Here is a 16,586-nt window from a genome sequence, read left to right as displayed (position 1 = left end):
TTAACGCTGTTTCATTTTTGTAATGAAGCAGTGACAGTCAATAAAAATTAAGATCTCAACACTCTTAAATTCAAAGGTAAAAGTCCTGATTTAGATGATAAGCGGAACAATGAAAAACAAAACAAACCTCCTCATACTAATTTTTACCTTTAAATTTAGAACAAACTCTTAAAAACTTTGTCGCTTTGTTCCCAAGAACCTTTGCCCCTTTCTTATAAAAAATCGCTAATTTCGCTTTTCGAATAAGAAAGAGAAAAATGAAGGTCTGTATTGCTGAAAAACCAAGTGTAGCACGTGAAATCGCATCCGTTTTGGGAGCCAATACCAAACACGATGGTTATTTTGAAGGCAATGGTTATGCTGTGACCTACACTTTCGGGCATTTATGTACCTTAAAAGAACCCAACGATTACAAACCGCACTGGAAAAGCTGGGATTTGAACAACTTGCCCATGCTTCCTGAGAAATTTGAAACCAAAGTAGTTCAAAATTCAGGAATCGAAAAGCAATTTAAAATCGTAAAAAGTCTGTTCGACAAAGCCGAAGTAGTCATCAACTGCGGGGATGCCGGGCAAGAAGGGGAACTTATTCAGCGATGGGTAATGAACGAGGCGAATTACAAAGGCGAAGTGCAGCGTTTATGGATTTCGTCCCTAACCACCGAAGCTATCAAAGAAGGTTTTGAAAACCTGAAACCCTCTGAAAACTACGATAATTTATTCTATGCCGGATTCTCAAGAGCCATTGGCGACTGGTTACTCGGAATGAATGCTACACGTTTGTATACCGTAAAACATGGCGGTTACAAACAAGTCTTGTCTATTGGACGCGTACAAACACCAACATTGGCCATGGTAGTGGACCGATTTAAAGAAATCGAAAATTTTAAACCTCAGCCGTATTGGGAACTGCAGACTTTGTATAGAGAAACTCTTTTCAGTTATGAAGAAGGACGTTTTCTGAAAAAAGAAGATGGGGAACTTCTGGCCAATAAAGTCAAAGAAAGTGAATTCGAAATTGTTTCGGTTGAAAAAAAGAACGGAAACGAATACGCTCCAAAACTATTTGACTTAACTGGTCTGCAAGTATACTGCAATACCAAATTTGGATTTTCGGCAGATGAAACGCTTAAAATCGTACAAACTCTATACGAACAAAAAGTGGTCACGTATCCCAGAGTAGATACCACCTTTTTACCGAATGACATTTATCCAAAAGTACCCGGGATTCTGCAAAAATTAACTAAATATGCCGAGTTAACTCAACCGCTTTTAGAGAAAAAAATAAAAAAATCGCCAAAGGTTTTCAACGATAAAAAAGTTACAGATCACCATGCGATTATCCCAACTGGAATAGAAGCTCATTTGCAATTCAACCAGCAGCAGGTCTATGACATTATTACCAAACGTTTTATTGCCGTATTTTATGACGACTGTCTCGTAGCCAATACCACAGTAATTGGTAAAGCAGCTGATGTAACTTTCAGAGCCACCGGAAAAGAGATTTTAAAAAAAGGATTTCGTATCGTATTCGAAGACCCGAACGCTAAAGAAAGAGAAGCGGATTTGTTACCCAGTTTTGTGGTGGGAGAAAAAGGCCCGCATGAACCTTCTTTTCTGCAAAAAGAAACCAAACCACCCAACCAGTTTACTGAAGCGACTTTACTGCGTGCCATGGAAACTGCCGGAAAACAAGTCGATGATGAAGATCTACGGGAATTGATGAAGGAAAACGGTATTGGTCGTCCGTCAACAAGGGCGAATATTATCGAGACACTTTTCAAACGTCAGTATATCGTTCGAAACAAAAAACAGGTTTTGCCAACGCCTACGGGAATTCAGCTTATTGATACGATTCAGAACGAACTTATCAAATCAGCTGAGCTAACTGGTTCCTGGGAAAAACAACTGAAAGATATCGAAAAAGGAACTTTTACTGCTGGGGCTTTTATTAAAAACATGAAACGCATGGTAGAAGCTTTGGTTACCGAAGTACGAAGCGAAACCAGACATGCTAATATTTCGCATGCAGCAACGGTTGAAAAACCAGTTGTAAAAGCAGAGAAAAAGAAAGCCGCGGGAATTTTAGCCGAAACCTGTCCAAAATGCCAAAAAGCTACTTTAATAAAAGGAAAATCTGCTTTTGGGTGCGGTAATTATAAATCGGGCTGTGATTTTCTGCTGCCTTATACTTTTGCAGAGAAAAAAATATCAGAAAATCAATATTTAAGATTGGTTCAGAAAGGATCTACTGTAAATATAAAGGGGTTTAAAACCGAAGAAGGAACTGTTGAAGGTTTGATTCGTTTTGAAGAAAATTACAAACTTAAATTAGAAACGAAGAAAACCACTGCGAAAGCAAAATCAGTTACAACGGCGTCAGATGCCTTAACGTGTCCAAAATGTCAAAAAGGAACAATTCTCAAGGGTAAAACGGCCTACGGATGTAGTGAATACAAATCTGGCTGTGATTTCAAAGTTACTTTTGACGATGTACGAGCCAAATTAAACGATCAGAAACCAACAAAGGAATTGGTGTACTCAATACTTTGTGAATTGTGAGATGTTACATGTTAGATATTAGACGTTAAATGTGAAATGCGTTACTATTTTACTTTTCACATATTACTTTTCACTTTTCCCATTTTACTTTATACTTTTTCATACTTTAGCCTTTCGATTTAACACCAAAACTTATAGATATGTTTCAAAAAATTACTCTTTCAGTGCTTTTAATTGCTGCTGTTTCCTGCCAGAAGAAAGATTCTGCCGAGAAAGATAAAATCAAAGTCGCAGACTGGTTAATAGGAAACTGGGAAAACAAATCTCCGGAAGGCATTCTGACTGAAAATTGGCAAAAACTAAATGACAGTACTTTTAGTGCTGCCTCTTATTTCATTAAAGAAAAAGATACTATTCATTTCGAAAACATCGTGTTATCTCAAAAAGAAGAAACCTTAACTTATTTTGCTACGGTGAAAGGCCAGAATGATGATAAACCGGTGGCTTTTCAATCTATTGCTGAATCAGACAAACAATTGGTTTTTGAAAATCCTAAACACGATTATCCACAAAAAATAACCTATACAAAAGGAGCGAATAATACTTTAACAGCTGAGATTTCAGGGAGTTTGAATGGGAAACCGAGTTCAGAGAAATTTGTGATGACGAAGAAATAGCTTTTATAAAATGGGTCGTTCCTACGGAACTTGTCATTTATTGTTGCATTAATCTCAACGGATTAAAATCCGTTGCTATACATATTACATTCCTTTGGAATTTGTAACGTTGTGTTTTATTTTTTTCGAACTAAAACTTACTGCCTTATAAACTTCGAATCTTGATCATATAACAAAATTCAAACCTCCTGTTTAAACATTTTATCAACAAAAAACTCAGAACCTTAGCAACTTAGAACCTCAGCACCTTCAAAAAACCTACTCGTTTTCCCCGATTTTATTGACCATAAAAATCATCAGTATCCCCAGAAGTGCCATTATTAAAAATGCCCATTTCATACTTAAATATTCAGAGATAAAACCGACCATAGGCGGAACCAGTAAAAATCCAAGATAACCAATAGTAGAGATAGACGTTAAGGCAGAACCGCTGCTTAATTTGGATGATCTTCCTGCAATACTAAATACAAGCGGAACGACACAGGAAACTCCAAATCCAATCAAGACATAACCAAAAATTGTTGGATAAGCATACGGCAGCGCAAAACAAATCGTAAAACCAGCTGTGATTAAAACTCCGCTGTAAAACAAAATTCGTTTTGTACCAAATTTCATTACACCATAATCCCCAAACAAACGTCCTAAAGTTACTGCTGTTGCAAAAAACACAAAGGCGGCACTGGTTAGTTTGGGAGAAGCTTTTAGTATATTTTTAAAATAAATACCACTCCAATCGTACATGGTATTTTCACAGGCCATAGACACAAAACAAATGAGGGCAAACTTTATCAGATTTTTTTCCGGCATCGAAAAGAACTTCTTTTTTACCGGTACTGGCTCATTGTGGATACTCATCGGATAAAAGCAAGCGGTAAGTCCCATCATAAAAACACTAACGCCAAGTAAATGATGAACCGGTGCAATATGCTGTGTCACCATTACATACCCCAAACCTGCTCCCGAAAAAACAGCGATACTCCATACGGCATGAAAACGGGTTATAATTGATTTTGGATACAATTTCTGAACCTCCAATGATTGTGCATTAATAGATAAGTTGAAAATGTTCCTCGAAGCTCCGAAAATTAAAAGTATGACGACCAACTGCCATACAAAAGCTGCTAAACCGGGCAACGCCAGAGCAATATTAAACATGATGGCTCCCAAAAGCATAACATAACGACTGCTGTATTTATTTAACAGCATTCCTGTAAAAGGCATGGTCAGCATCAGGCCAATCGGAAAGGCAAATAAAACAGCTCCAAACTCAGCTTCAGACAGATGCAATTGTGCCTGTATATGTGGAATACGAGACACCCAGGAAGAATATCCAAATCCCGAAAGAAAGAAAAATACAGTATTAGCCAAACGGAATCCCTTAGGAGAATTCTGCAGTTTTTTCAAGAAGGGTAAAATCATGAGGAGGGTTTCAATTTGGATACAAAATTAAGGCTTTCAACATGTAACTTCTACTCTTTTTAACTTTTTTAATAAACGTCAGAAATTTAATTCATTCCGATCATTACTCAAAGAAATTTTAAAAAAGTACCCCAGATTTAACTCAAAGTTCATGAAATCAAACTAAACATTATTTGTTAAAGAAATAGTATTTTCTACATTTGCACTGTTTTTATTAATTCTAAATAAAAATAATTACCTTAACCAAACTCAATGTAAAATGAAATATTCTATTATGAAAACCTATCGTTTTCTACTTACAATCAGTTTTCTTTTTTCTTTTTTCGGTTCGTTTGCCCAGCAAAATTTCGGAAAAATAAAAGGAACGATTACTACATCTGATGGCGATCCTGCTGCCGGTGTAAATATTATTCTTAAAAACTCAAAATACGGTACCGTTACCAACGACGATGGTACTTTTGATCTCAACAGAGTACGAACTAATACCTATACCTTACAAGTATCTTTAACCGGTTATGAAACTACTGAACAAGAGGTAGTGGTAACTGAAAGTGAAACAACAGTTCTCAATTTGCAATTAAAAGTTTCCAACAAAGAGCTGCATGAAGTTGTAGTAAACGGTAAGAAAAGCATCCTCTCTAAAAAAACAGATTATGTTGCGAGAATGCCGCTGAAAAATCTTGAAAACCCGCAAGTCTATAATGTGATCCCCAAAGAACTTTTGCAGGAACAAATTGCAATAGATATTAGAAGTGCAGCTGTAAATGCGCCTGGTGTCACCACAAAAATTTATCCATCAGGAGGGCTTGAAATTTCATTTAGAGGATTCAGTACCGGAGTTAATGCCCGAAACGGAATGGAAAATATGACAGGTCGAAGCTCTATTTCTATTGATAATGCCGAACGTATCGAAGTTCTTAAAGGGCCCTCGGGAACTTTATTCGGGTCGTCTGTCTCTTCTTTTGGTGGTGTTGTGAATTTAGTTACCAAAAAACCTTTTGAAACTAAAAAAACAGAAGTATCCTATACCGGAGGAAGTTTTGGATTAAACCGACTAGCGCTTGATGTTAATACTCCACTAACACCTGATAACAACGTATTGTTTCGATTAAACGCTGCGGTAAATACCGAAAAGAGTTTCTTAGACTATGGTTTTAGCAAAACATTCCTGATCGCGCCAAGCCTTACTTACAAAGCAACGGATAAATTAACCTTAAGTATTGATACCGAAATTTACAATGTGAACAACACACGTCCTACTTACGGACGTTCGTATGCTCCGGGAATTACAAACCCAACAGATTTAAAGGTAGACTATAGAAAAAGTTTGTTTCACGATGATCTTGATGCCAAAACTTCATCAACAAAAGTTTTTGTTCAGGCCGAATATCAATTGGCAGAAAACTGGAAATCTACTACTGTTTTCTCTTTTATTGATGAAAATGTAGATCGCAGTTATCAATATTACACACAATGGATTTCACCAACAGAAGTAAAAAGAAGCGTATCGCGTTTTGGCCCAATATTTAATCAGTTTACCAACATACAAGAAAATATTAACGGTCAGTTTTCTACCGGAAGTATCAAACATAAACTTTTATTAGGTACCAATTACAGATTTTCAAAAGGCACTTTTAATTATGGCGCAACGCCAGTTCTGGACACTATCGATGTCACAAAACCTTTTGATCCTATCCGAAAAAAACAAGTTGATGCCGTGGTATCTCAACTTACATGGGCAGTTCCGGACGAACAAATATTTAGTGTTTATGCCTCAGATGTGATAAGCTTTACAGACCGTTTATCAGCTATGCTAAGTCTTCGTTTGGACAACTTCGTTCAGAAAAAACTGGAAGACACAAAGGGCTATAATCAAACTGCTCTCTCTCCTAAATTAGGTTTGGTTTATGAAGTGGTTAAAAATCAGGTTTCTTTATTTGGAAATTATATGAATGGTTTTCAAAATTCGGGTCCCGTAAATCAACCCGATGGAAGCTTGTTAGTATTAAAACCGGTTTATGCCAACCAATACGAAGGTGGGGTAAAAGTAGAAGCGTTCAATAAAAAATTAAGTACTACATTAAGTTACTACAACATTACGATTGATAATGCTACAAGAACAACTTCTGACGGATTTAATGTTCAGGATGGTAAACAAGTGAGTAAGGGAATTGACTTTGAATTTATTGCCAATCCGGTTGCAGGTTTAAATGCTATGCTTGGGTATGCTTATAATGACAATCGTATCGTAAAATCATCAGATGCTGCTATTGAAGGAAATAAAGCCAGCGGAGCTCCGGAAAATGTAGTTAATTTTTGGATATCGTATAAGTTTCAAAACAAATTAAAAGATTTAGGACTTGGTTTTGGAGGCAACTACGTAGACAAACAATACAAGTTTGAAGATGAAAGTTTTTACAGCCCATCTTATTCTGTTTACAATGCGACCCTATTTTATGATAAGCCAACATGGAGAATTGGCGTTAAATTCAACAACATAAACAATAAAAAATACTGGGATTCTTACGGAATGGCTCAAGCTCCTGCCAACTTATTAGTAAACTTAACTCTTAAGTTTTAACAGCATCTGCAATAAAAAAACACCTCTGCTTTAGAGGTGTTTGCATTTAAAAGAAAATTAGTCGCTTATTAATTTCCTACAATTATTCACTGATAACATTAACCAATCAAAAAAATCATGAACTACTTTAAAAAACGAATTAAAAATTCGCAATTCGTAATCTATCTCTTTTTACTCTTTTCTTTCAGTGCTTTTGCTCAGCAAAACACCGGAAAGATTAAAGGAACGATAACAACATCAGATGGTGAACTGGCTGTTGGTGTTAACATTATCCTGAAAAGTTCAAAATACGGTACCACCAGTAATGAAGACGGCGCTTTTGAATTTAACAGGGTAAGACCAAACACCTATACTTTGCAAGTTTCTTTAGCCGGTTATGAAACTCTGGAACAGGAAGTAATTGTTTCGATCAATGAGACTACAACACTTAACTTACAGTTGAAGGTTTCAAACAAACAGTTAAAAGAGGTAATCATTACCCATAATCGAGGAAAAGCTTTTCCGAAGCAAAGTACTTATGTTTCAAAAATGCCTTTAAAAAATGTCGAAAATCCACAGGTTTACAACATTGTTTCATCTGAATTAATTAAGGAACAAGCCATTACAAATTATGAGGATGCCTTAAAAAATGTTCCCGGAATTCAAAAATTATGGGAATCTACAGGTCGTGGCGGTGATGGTGGTTCGTATTATAGTCTTCGTGGATTTGAAGTCCAGGCCAATATTGTAAACGGATTACCGGGTTTAACAAACGGAAGTTTAGATCCGGCAAACGTTGAACGCATCGAAGTCATAAAAGGTCCATCCGGAACTTTATTTGGCAGTAGTTTAGTGAGCTATGGCGGACTTATTAATACCGTTACCAAAAAACCATATAGTGGCTTTGGCGGTGAAGTATCTTATCTGGCCGGAAGTTTTGGATTAAACAGGGTCACTGCCGATATCAATACACCGCTAGACGATGCCGATAATGTTCTTTTTAGAATTAATACTGCTTATCAAACCGAAAACAGTTTTCAGGATGCCGGATTTCGTACTTCCTTTTTTGTAGCTCCTTCCCTTTCTTATAAAGTAAACGATAAGCTTTCCTTTTTGATCAATACGGAATTAATGCTGGAAGAAAAAACAACGCCGTCAATGCTATTTTTAGGCAGAGATTCCGCTTTGCAATATGCTAACTTGGCTGAATTAAACTATAATACCGATTTATCATTTTACAGCAACGATCTATCGATAAAAAATCCAAGATACAGTCTTCAGGGACAGATGACTTATAAAATTTCTGAGCAATGGACTTCGCAAACGGTTTTATCCAGAAGTTCATCAAAATCAAGAGGTTATTACACTTATATCTATGACAATGAAGATGGAAATAAAGATTTTGGATTTAATATCACCAAAGAACAATCACAAACCGTAACAACTGATATTCAACAGAATTTCATTGGCGATTTTAAAATTGGATCAATGCGCAATCGTCTTGTTGCCGGTTTCGATTATTTTGAAAGAAATGTAATGTCTGGCGGATCCGGTTATGGTAAACTTTACAACATCACAGCACAGGGTGAAGTGAGACAATTGAATGCTGCCAATCCTTATTATCTGACCCAAACGTCTGTTGATAAACTTCTGGCAAATGAACCGGCCGGAAACTTCAATCCGAAGGATGCAACTTATAGCGTCTATGCGTCTGATGTGCTTAACATCACTTCTAAATTGTTGGCCATGGCTAGTTTAAGAGTTGATTATTTTGATACGAAGGGTGACATCAAAAATAAAAATGACGATTATACACAAACGGCTTTATCGCCAAAATTCGGATTATTATACCAGCCAGTCGAAGATAAGTTAGCCGTATTTGCTAATTACATGAATGGCTTCAGAAACATTGCTCCAGCTGTAAGTTATGATACTGATGGCAATTTAATCGGTTCTAAAACTTTCGAAGCGGAACATGCCAATCAATTGGAATTTGGAGTTAAAGCAACTATTTTTGAAGATAAATTAAATGCTACTGTGAGTTACTATAATATTAATGTAGCCAATTTAGTGACCAGTAATCCATTGTACAGCTCGCAGGGCGGTGAAGCGCAAAGCAAAGGTTTTGAATTTGATCTGAATGCTGCACCAATAAAAGGATTAAGCATAATTGCCGGATACAGCTACAACGACAGTAAAATTACGAAAGGTGATGTTGGAAATGTTTGGCTGGAGCAAGGCAAAAGACCATTTTGGTCAGGTCCTAAAAACTTAGTAAACCTATGGGCTACTTATAAATTTGAAGAAGGCACATTAGAGAATTTCGGTATTGGTTTTGGAGGAAATTATGCCAGTGAAAATGCCATTCTGGACAGTTCTAAAACCGGAAAATTTGTATTGCCGGATTATACTGTAATCAATGGCTCGGTTTTCTATAATTCAAATAAATTCCGAGTAGCTTTTAACATTAACAATATTGCTAATAAAGATTATTTCAATGGTGGGTGGTCTACTCTAAATCCACAAAAACCCAGAAATGTTGTAGCCAGTTTTGCGTACAAATTCTAATATAAACTATCCAATAAAGATAAAAAAGGGGCTAATTTAAAAGATTAGTCCCTTTTATTTTTTTAGTTTACTGGGCAGATATCCAAACGTTTTTTTGAAAGCCACTGTAAAATGGTGCGGGTTTTTATAACCTAATTCTTCAGAAACAACAGATATCGGGAGATCCTTTTCTAATATCATTTGTTTCGCATATTCCATTCTCACCTGCGTCAAATAATTAAAAACAGTAGCATTAAAAACCATCTTAAAATATTTTTTAATTTTAAAATTATTCAGTCCTACCTGCGATGCAATACTCGCTAAAGTATGTTTTTCTTTAAATTGTGTTTTTAAAATATTTTCGACTTCAAGGATTTTAACATAATCGCATGCACTAAGTTCTACGCTTACATTGGTATTTTCTTCTTCATTTATAATGGTAAATAAATACGAAAGAATCTCTACTACTTTTGATTCCAGAAAAGCTTTTTTAATGGCTCCGGAGTACGAACATTGCAAGATATCTTCTATCAAAACATTCAGTTTAGGCGAAATACTTTTGCTCGTATCCCACATTGCGTATGAGGTATGAGTAGCTATTGCTTCTGCCAAAAGCGGAATGGTGGTTTTTAAATTTGGATAAAACAGCTGCTCTAAATAAGATGACGTAAATGTGATTTCGAGCGTTTTTCTTCTTTTAGTCCGATAATTTAAAATGCCTTTTATTTTGGGCAAATAAAACAAATTATAGTGTCCCTGCGGAATATAAATTCCTCTGTCTGATGTATTCTCGGGGCAGTATTCATTATCACCCTCCATTTCAATATGAAGCTTTATGAACGAAAAATCGTGCTCTACTTCAATCGAGTAAAATTCATTTTCTATTATTAGATCTCTTGCCACCAAATGAACCCCATCTAACATTATATCGGTAATGACACCTCTAATTCCTTTGTAATTATAATTGATTTTCTTCTCGACAAGATCTTCCTTATTAAACCGAATAGGATCATTTACAACAACCTGTTCTCGCTTAAAAATATCACTTCTCATCACTGTTTTCATCGCTAACATTCTATTTGCTGCTACGGGTTTAAACGCATAATTATAGTCTATAACTTACTAATTACAAGACGATTTCATTTAAATCCTTATTGCGTTTATATTAATCCTTATTGCGTTTATTATGTTTTTATTAACATATTACTTTTGCGTAAAATTATCAATTTATAACCAATCTAAATAAATATAGTATGCTTTTTATTATACCAAGGGTAAAAAAGATGTTAACCACCCCCATTTACATGCTTCTTCTGGTTTGTTTTTTCATTACGAATGCATTTTCCCAACAAAGTACCGGTTCTATAAAAGGAACTGTAATTACTTCAGATGACCACCTTGCCTCCTCCGTAAATATTACAATACCAAAATTAAAGAAGTCAGCCCTCACAGATGAAAATGGTGTTTTTATTTTAAGCCAGGTGCCTACAGGAACATATGAAATCGAAATCAATATGATGGGACATATTCCATCAAAACAGCAAATTACAGTCAGTGCAAATGAAACCTCAGCGGTTTCTTTTCAATTAGAATCTTCTTTAAAAGAATTACAGGAAGTTGTGGTTGTTTCTGCCGCCAAAAAATTTGCTAAAAAACAAAGTGAATATGTCGCGAGATTACCGATTGCAAATCTTGAAAACCCGCAAGTGTATACCGTCGTTCCCAAAGAACTCTTTGTAGAACAAATAGCAGTTGATTTCAGAAGTGCTTTAAACTCGGCTCCGGGACTAAACAACGTGACACAAAGCGTGGGCTCAGGAGGAGTTGGATTAAGTCTAAGAATGCGTGGTTTTAGCGGTTCATCGGCAGCAGGATCAATCCGTAACGGAATGAACACAAACTGGGTAACGATGAGTGATCCTGTAAACCTGGAAAGTATCGAAGTAATCAAAGGGCCATCGGCAACCTTGTTTGGTTCGTCCTTAACCACTTATGGCGGTCTTATCAACAGAGTGACTAAAAAGCCTTTTGACGTTATGAAAGGTGAAGTAAGTTATACGACCGGAAGCTGGGCTCTGAGTCGTACAACTATCGATTTTAATACACCTCTTAATGAAGAAAAAACAATGCTTTTTAGGGTTAACGCCGCTTTAGACAACCAAAAAACATGGCAGGATTATGGCAAAAGCCACACTTTTGTAGTGGCTCCTTCCTTTACTTATAAAGCCAGTGACCGTTTGACCTTTGACTTTGATTTAGAATTGTATCAAGGAAACCGTAATTCAACTTCTATTGGTTTAGGAAGCGGTACACCACCAGTAAAAAGTCTGAATGATTTACATTTTGATTTCAAAAAATCGTATGCGACAGATGATTTACAATCGGAAGCAAAAAACACCAATATTTTTGCAAAAGCCACCTATCAATTATCAGATCAATGGGTTTCGCAAACTAATTTTTCTAATGCTTTTACCGACAATAAAGCCAATTATTTGTTCTTGCTGATCAATACGGCTGCGAACTCTGGTATTACTTTACAACGAAGATTGTACAACATCAACAGTACTTTTAAAACTTCGCAAATTCAACAAAACTTCATCGGGAACTTCAATATTGGAAGCCTTAAAAACCGATTACTTTTAGGGATCGATTACACCTATATCAGTACAAATGATAACAGATGGCTCATTAATAATTATGATGCCGCTGTTGCAAATCCTGCTCTTACCATCAACGGAAATGCTGCTTTTATCAATATGGAAAAATACAAACAGCTTATTGCCAATATGACGGCGCCAACTGTAGTTAACACCAGAGATTTTAGAACATTAAGTTTTTATGCTTCGGATGTGATCAATATTACCGATCGTTTTATTGCTATGGCCAGCGCGCGTTTTGATCATTACGAAAACAAAATTGCACAGTACAATCAGAATGCTGTTTCTCCAAAATTTGGTTTAGTGTATCAGGTTATTAAAGACAAAGTTTCGGTTTTTGGAAATTACATGAACGGATTCAGCAATGTGTCGCCAGCACCAACTGCAGACAATCCAAATGGTTTGACAGAGTTTAAACCTGAAGAAGCAAACCAGTTAGAAGGTGGTGTAAAAATTGAATTACTGGGAGGAAAACTAAACGGTACTTTGAGCTACTATGATATTAAAGTAAAAAACAAATTGCGTACAGATCCTAACAATCCTTTATTTTCTGTTCAGGATGCAACACAAAGCAGTAAAGGTTTTGAGGCCGATTTGATTGCAAATCCGTTTAGAGGTTTACACATTATTGTAGGTTACGGTTATAACCAAAGTGAATACACCAAAGCAAACCCAAGTCTTGAAGGAAAAAAACCTTACTCTACTCCTGCTAATGTTGCTAATTTTTGGATTAGTTATAAAATCTTAGACGGACAAGCCAAAGGAGTTGGTTTTGGTTTTGGCGGAAACACTCAAAGTGATAGCTATTTAAATGATGCCAATACTTTTACAGCAAACGGATACACTACATTAGATGCCAGTGTCTTCTATGAAAAACAAAAATTTAGATTAGGTCTAAAAGTCAATAATCTTGCGAACAAAGAATATTGGTCAGCAGATTATTGGGCTAATATGATGCCAACAAGACAATTAGTAGCTAATCTTACTTTTAAATTTTAATTCTTTTTAATTAGTTATAACCAAGCTATCATATCTTATCAATTGTAGCTTGGTTTTTATCGTTTTACAGTATGTCTGGAAATACAATCAAAAAAAACAAACAAAAAAGCAAATGGAGTAAGCTGAATCATTGGCTGCACTTGTGGTTAGGACTTACTTCCGGAATTATTGTATTTATTGTAGCGCTTACAGGAGTATTATTTATCTTTTGCGATAATATTATTGATGGACTGGCTTATGATTCCTTATATGTTTCTGAAGTAAAAGAACAAAAACTCACTCCGGAAGAAATTATAAGGGCTTTCAAAACACAACTGCCGGATCGGAAACCCAGTTATTTTATTACCTACAGAGATCCCGAAAGAACTATTAAACTGGCTTCGTCGACCAAAGACCGAGATTTGCAATTTTCATGGATCGATCCCTACACAGGTAAAGTTCTGACTTCGGGAAAAGCTTATGATTTCTTTTATGTCATTGCCCACATTCACAGCGGTCACATTCCGTTTGGAGATATCGGAAATTTAATTATAGAAATTTCAGTTTGGATTTTTCTAATCGAATTAATTACGGGACTTATCTTATGGTGGCCAAAAAAATGGAACCGATCTACTAAACTGCAAAGCTTTACTATTAAGAAAAATGCCAGTTTCAAGCGACTTAACTACGATTTACACAATGTTCCAGGATTTTACAACCTATTGCCCGCCTTGTTGATTACTATTACCGGTTTAATTATTGTCAACAAACCTTTAAACTCAGCGACGCAAAAAGTATTTGGAGGTATGCCGCGCGCTTACTCCAAATTTCGCGATATCAAACCTGAATATGACAGTACTAAAACATTTGCAGCACTAGACCCCATAATACAACGATTATTTGCAAAAGACAAAACGATCGAACAAGTCAAATTATCGATTGCCGCAAAAGACAGCATTACCAGTTTATTTGCAGTTACCGCCGAAGATATTGGTTTGAAAGGCGTTCAAAACGGGAAAACTTTTGTGCTTAATCGCTATACAGGCCAGGAATTTGAAATACCCGTAAAAGTAATGAACGGTTTAGATATTGATGACACCACTATGAATCTCCACATTGGTTTTTGGGCCGGATGGATTGGAAAAACACTGACTTTACTTACGGGACTTGTATGCATGTTTCTTCCCGTGACAGGTTTTTTAATTTGGTACGGACGTCAGAATAAAAAGAAAAAAACACAATCAGTTTAAAAATGAAAAAAACAATTTTATTGCTATGCCTTTTTGGGTTTACGCCTTCATTTTCGCAAGACAGCATCTCTATTGGCAGTAAACATCATCTATTCTCTAAAGCATTAAATGAAGAACGAAACTTCTGGGTTTATCTTCCCCCCGATTACAACAGTACTAAATATGCTCCTGCAAAATATCCTGTTGTTTATTTACTAGATGCCGAGAGTAATTTTCATTCCTTTACCGGACTTCAGCAATCGCTTGCACGAGGGCCTTATGCTAGTATTCCTCAAATGATAGTTGTTGGAATAACCAATACCAACCGAACCAGAGATCTTACCCCTACCGAAGCAAATCGTCAGGCCTTTTTTGATAAAAACAAAAAGATGTTTCAACAAAGCGGAGGCAATAAAAACTTCATCGCTTTTTTAGAGAAAGAGCTACGTCCTTACATCGACTCCAATTACAGAACTTCGGGATATAATGTTTTAAACGGACATTCTTTTGGAGGATTAACAGCCATAAATATTCTGTTGAATCATACCTCATTATTTAATTCTTATATCATTATTGACCCAAGTCTTTGGTGGGATAATGAACTTATGAATAAAAAAGCGGATTCACTTTTTAATACAAAAAATTTTGAACAGCGCAGTATTTATTTAGCCATGGCCGATAAAAAAAGTATTCCTCAGGACACCACAACAGATATGGCAAGAGGCATCAGAAAATTTGAAAAATTGCTGAAAGATAAAAAACCTAAAAAACTTCGCTGGGGCTTTAAATTTTATGACAATGAAGATCACGGAACCATTCCCATTCCGGCCGAATATGATGGTTTACGATTCCTTTTTGAAGAACATCTGGTTCAGGTAAAACAAGCTGTTATTGATCCAACACTGGTCGAAAAACAATATGCTAAATTATCTCAGCAAACCGGTTTTACCTTCCTACCAACCGAAAGTTATCTGGATTGGATTGGCAATTATTGTTTAGACATTGATAAACCGCAACAGGCCCTTACTTTCTTTAAATATGCCGAAAAGTATTATCCGAAAAGTAAAAATGTACCTCTCGCACTAGAAAAAGCATATATAAAAAATGGAGACACAAAACGAGCTGACGATATTCGGAAGAAAATCCAAAATTAGATTCACAATTTATTATTCATAATTATTCTAAATAAATATTGTCAGACTAATATTAAATTTTACATTTGTGATACTAAATTATTAACTCACTAATTAAATATTATGAAATCTAAAACTTTAAAATCAATAACATTTTTACTTTTAATGTTAGTTGCCAGCCCTGCCCTATTTGCTCATGCCTTGTGGATCGAAACTAAAGCAGTGGGAGCTAAAGGAAAAGCTCAGGAAATATCCGTTTTCTTTGGAGAATTTTCAGATAATGATATTACAGCTTCGGCAAAATGGTTTTCGGATTTAAAAGATTTTTCACTGGTCGTAATTAGTCCGTCAAAAAAAGAAACAAAACTTACCGCTACAGCCTTAGAAAATAAATATCAGGCCTTTTTTACACCAGATGAAGATGGGGTTTATACGGTGGTGATGCATCATACAGTAAAAGATGTATACGGAACCATGAAATTAGATTACAATTCAAGCGCAACGGTTACCGTTGGCAATGCCGCAAAAGGAAATGATGCTGCCGCAAATACCAATATCATTAGTGTCTTTGCTAAAGAAGTGACAGCTGCTAAGCAAAAAGCAGTACTAAACATCAATGCTTTGTATGAAGGCGCAGCGGCTAAAAAACAAAAAATAAAAGTAATTGCTCCAAATGGTTGGGAAAAAGAATTATGGAGCAATGACAAAGGAGAAATCTCTTTTACACCGCTTTGGTCAGGAAATTATATGGTAGAGTTTGCTTATACCGAAAAAGCTGCCGGAGAACATAATGGTAAAAATTACAACGAAATCTGGAAGATGGCAACTTATTTAATTGCCGTTAAATAATATAGTCCACTCCTTATTTGATCATTTTATAGTTAG

10 protein-coding genes are annotated in these 16,586 nt (G+C 35.8%); 8 read left to right on the top strand and 2 right to left on the bottom strand.

Annotation, left to right across the window (positions count from 1 at the left end; all coding sequences use genetic code 11):
* Positions 1-257 precede the first annotated feature (257 nt).
* Both M4I44_RS11665 and M4I44_RS11660 read left to right on the top strand, forming a co-directional pair.
* Positions 258-2,561, top strand: coding sequence for a type IA DNA topoisomerase (locus M4I44_RS11665; protein ID WP_249964805.1), 2,304 nt, complete (start codon positions 258-260; stop codon positions 2,559-2,561).
* Positions 2,562-2,701: 140 nt separating this feature from the next.
* Complete coding sequence (locus M4I44_RS11660) at positions 2,702-3,178, top strand: DUF6265 family protein (protein ID WP_017498189.1); 477 nt, start codon at positions 2,702-2,704, stop codon at positions 3,176-3,178.
* Positions 3,179-3,436: 258 nt separating this feature from the next.
* Here M4I44_RS11660 and M4I44_RS11655 read toward each other — a convergent pair whose 3' ends face one another.
* The gene (locus M4I44_RS11655) at positions 3,437-4,597 is read right to left on the bottom strand and encodes an MFS transporter (protein WP_017498190.1); all 1,161 of its coding nucleotides are present in this window, start codon (positions 4,595-4,597) and stop codon (positions 3,437-3,439) included.
* Positions 4,598-4,856: 259 nt separating this feature from the next.
* On the opposite strand from M4I44_RS11655, the gene M4I44_RS11650 reads away from it, so the two are divergent.
* Together M4I44_RS11650 and M4I44_RS11645 are read left to right on the top strand one after the other, a co-directional pair.
* Positions 4,857-7,178 carry a TonB-dependent receptor gene (locus M4I44_RS11650; protein WP_249964804.1) on the top strand — a complete coding sequence of 774 codons (2,322 nt, stop codon included), beginning with the start codon at positions 4,857-4,859 and terminating at the stop codon, positions 7,176-7,178.
* A 117-nt stretch (positions 7,179-7,295) separates the two neighbouring features.
* On the top strand, positions 7,296-9,725 hold the full coding sequence (locus M4I44_RS11645) for a TonB-dependent receptor (RefSeq protein WP_249964803.1): 2,430 nt from the start codon (positions 7,296-7,298) through the stop codon (positions 9,723-9,725).
* 54 nt (positions 9,726-9,779) lie between these two features.
* On the opposite strand, the gene M4I44_RS11640 is transcribed toward M4I44_RS11645, so the two are convergent.
* The gene (locus M4I44_RS11640) at positions 9,780-10,769 is read right to left on the bottom strand and encodes an AraC family transcriptional regulator (protein WP_249964802.1); all 990 of its coding nucleotides are present in this window, start codon (positions 10,767-10,769) and stop codon (positions 9,780-9,782) included.
* Between the two features lie 218 nt (positions 10,770-10,987).
* Here M4I44_RS11640 and M4I44_RS11635 point away from each other — a divergent pair, with 218 nt between their 5' ends.
* The 4 genes from M4I44_RS11635 to M4I44_RS11620 all read left to right on the top strand — a co-directional run bounded on the left by M4I44_RS11635 (position 10,988) and on the right by M4I44_RS11620 (position 16,550).
* Positions 10,988-13,360, top strand: coding sequence for a TonB-dependent receptor (locus tag M4I44_RS11635; RefSeq protein WP_249964801.1), 2,373 nt, complete (start codon positions 10,988-10,990; stop codon positions 13,358-13,360).
* Positions 13,361-13,431: 71 nt separating this feature from the next.
* Entirely contained in the window at positions 13,432-14,589 is a 1,158-nt protein-coding gene (locus tag M4I44_RS11630; protein ID WP_249964800.1) for a PepSY domain-containing protein, read from the top strand.
* Between the two features lie 2 nt (positions 14,590-14,591).
* Complete coding sequence (locus M4I44_RS11625) at positions 14,592-15,722, top strand: alpha/beta hydrolase (protein ID WP_249964799.1); 1,131 nt, start codon at positions 14,592-14,594, stop codon at positions 15,720-15,722.
* A 102-nt stretch (positions 15,723-15,824) separates the two neighbouring features.
* Positions 15,825-16,550, top strand: a complete 726-nt coding sequence (locus tag M4I44_RS11620) for a hypothetical protein (RefSeq protein ID WP_017498197.1) — start codon at positions 15,825-15,827, stop codon at positions 16,548-16,550.
* Positions 16,551-16,586 lie beyond the last annotated feature (36 nt).

It is taken from the genome of Flavobacterium sp. B183 (genome assembly GCF_023539155.1).
GTDB classification, from domain to species: domain Bacteria; phylum Bacteroidota; class Bacteroidia; order Flavobacteriales; family Flavobacteriaceae; genus Flavobacterium; species Flavobacterium tructae.
This window is presented reverse-complemented; position numbering and strand designations above follow the sequence as displayed.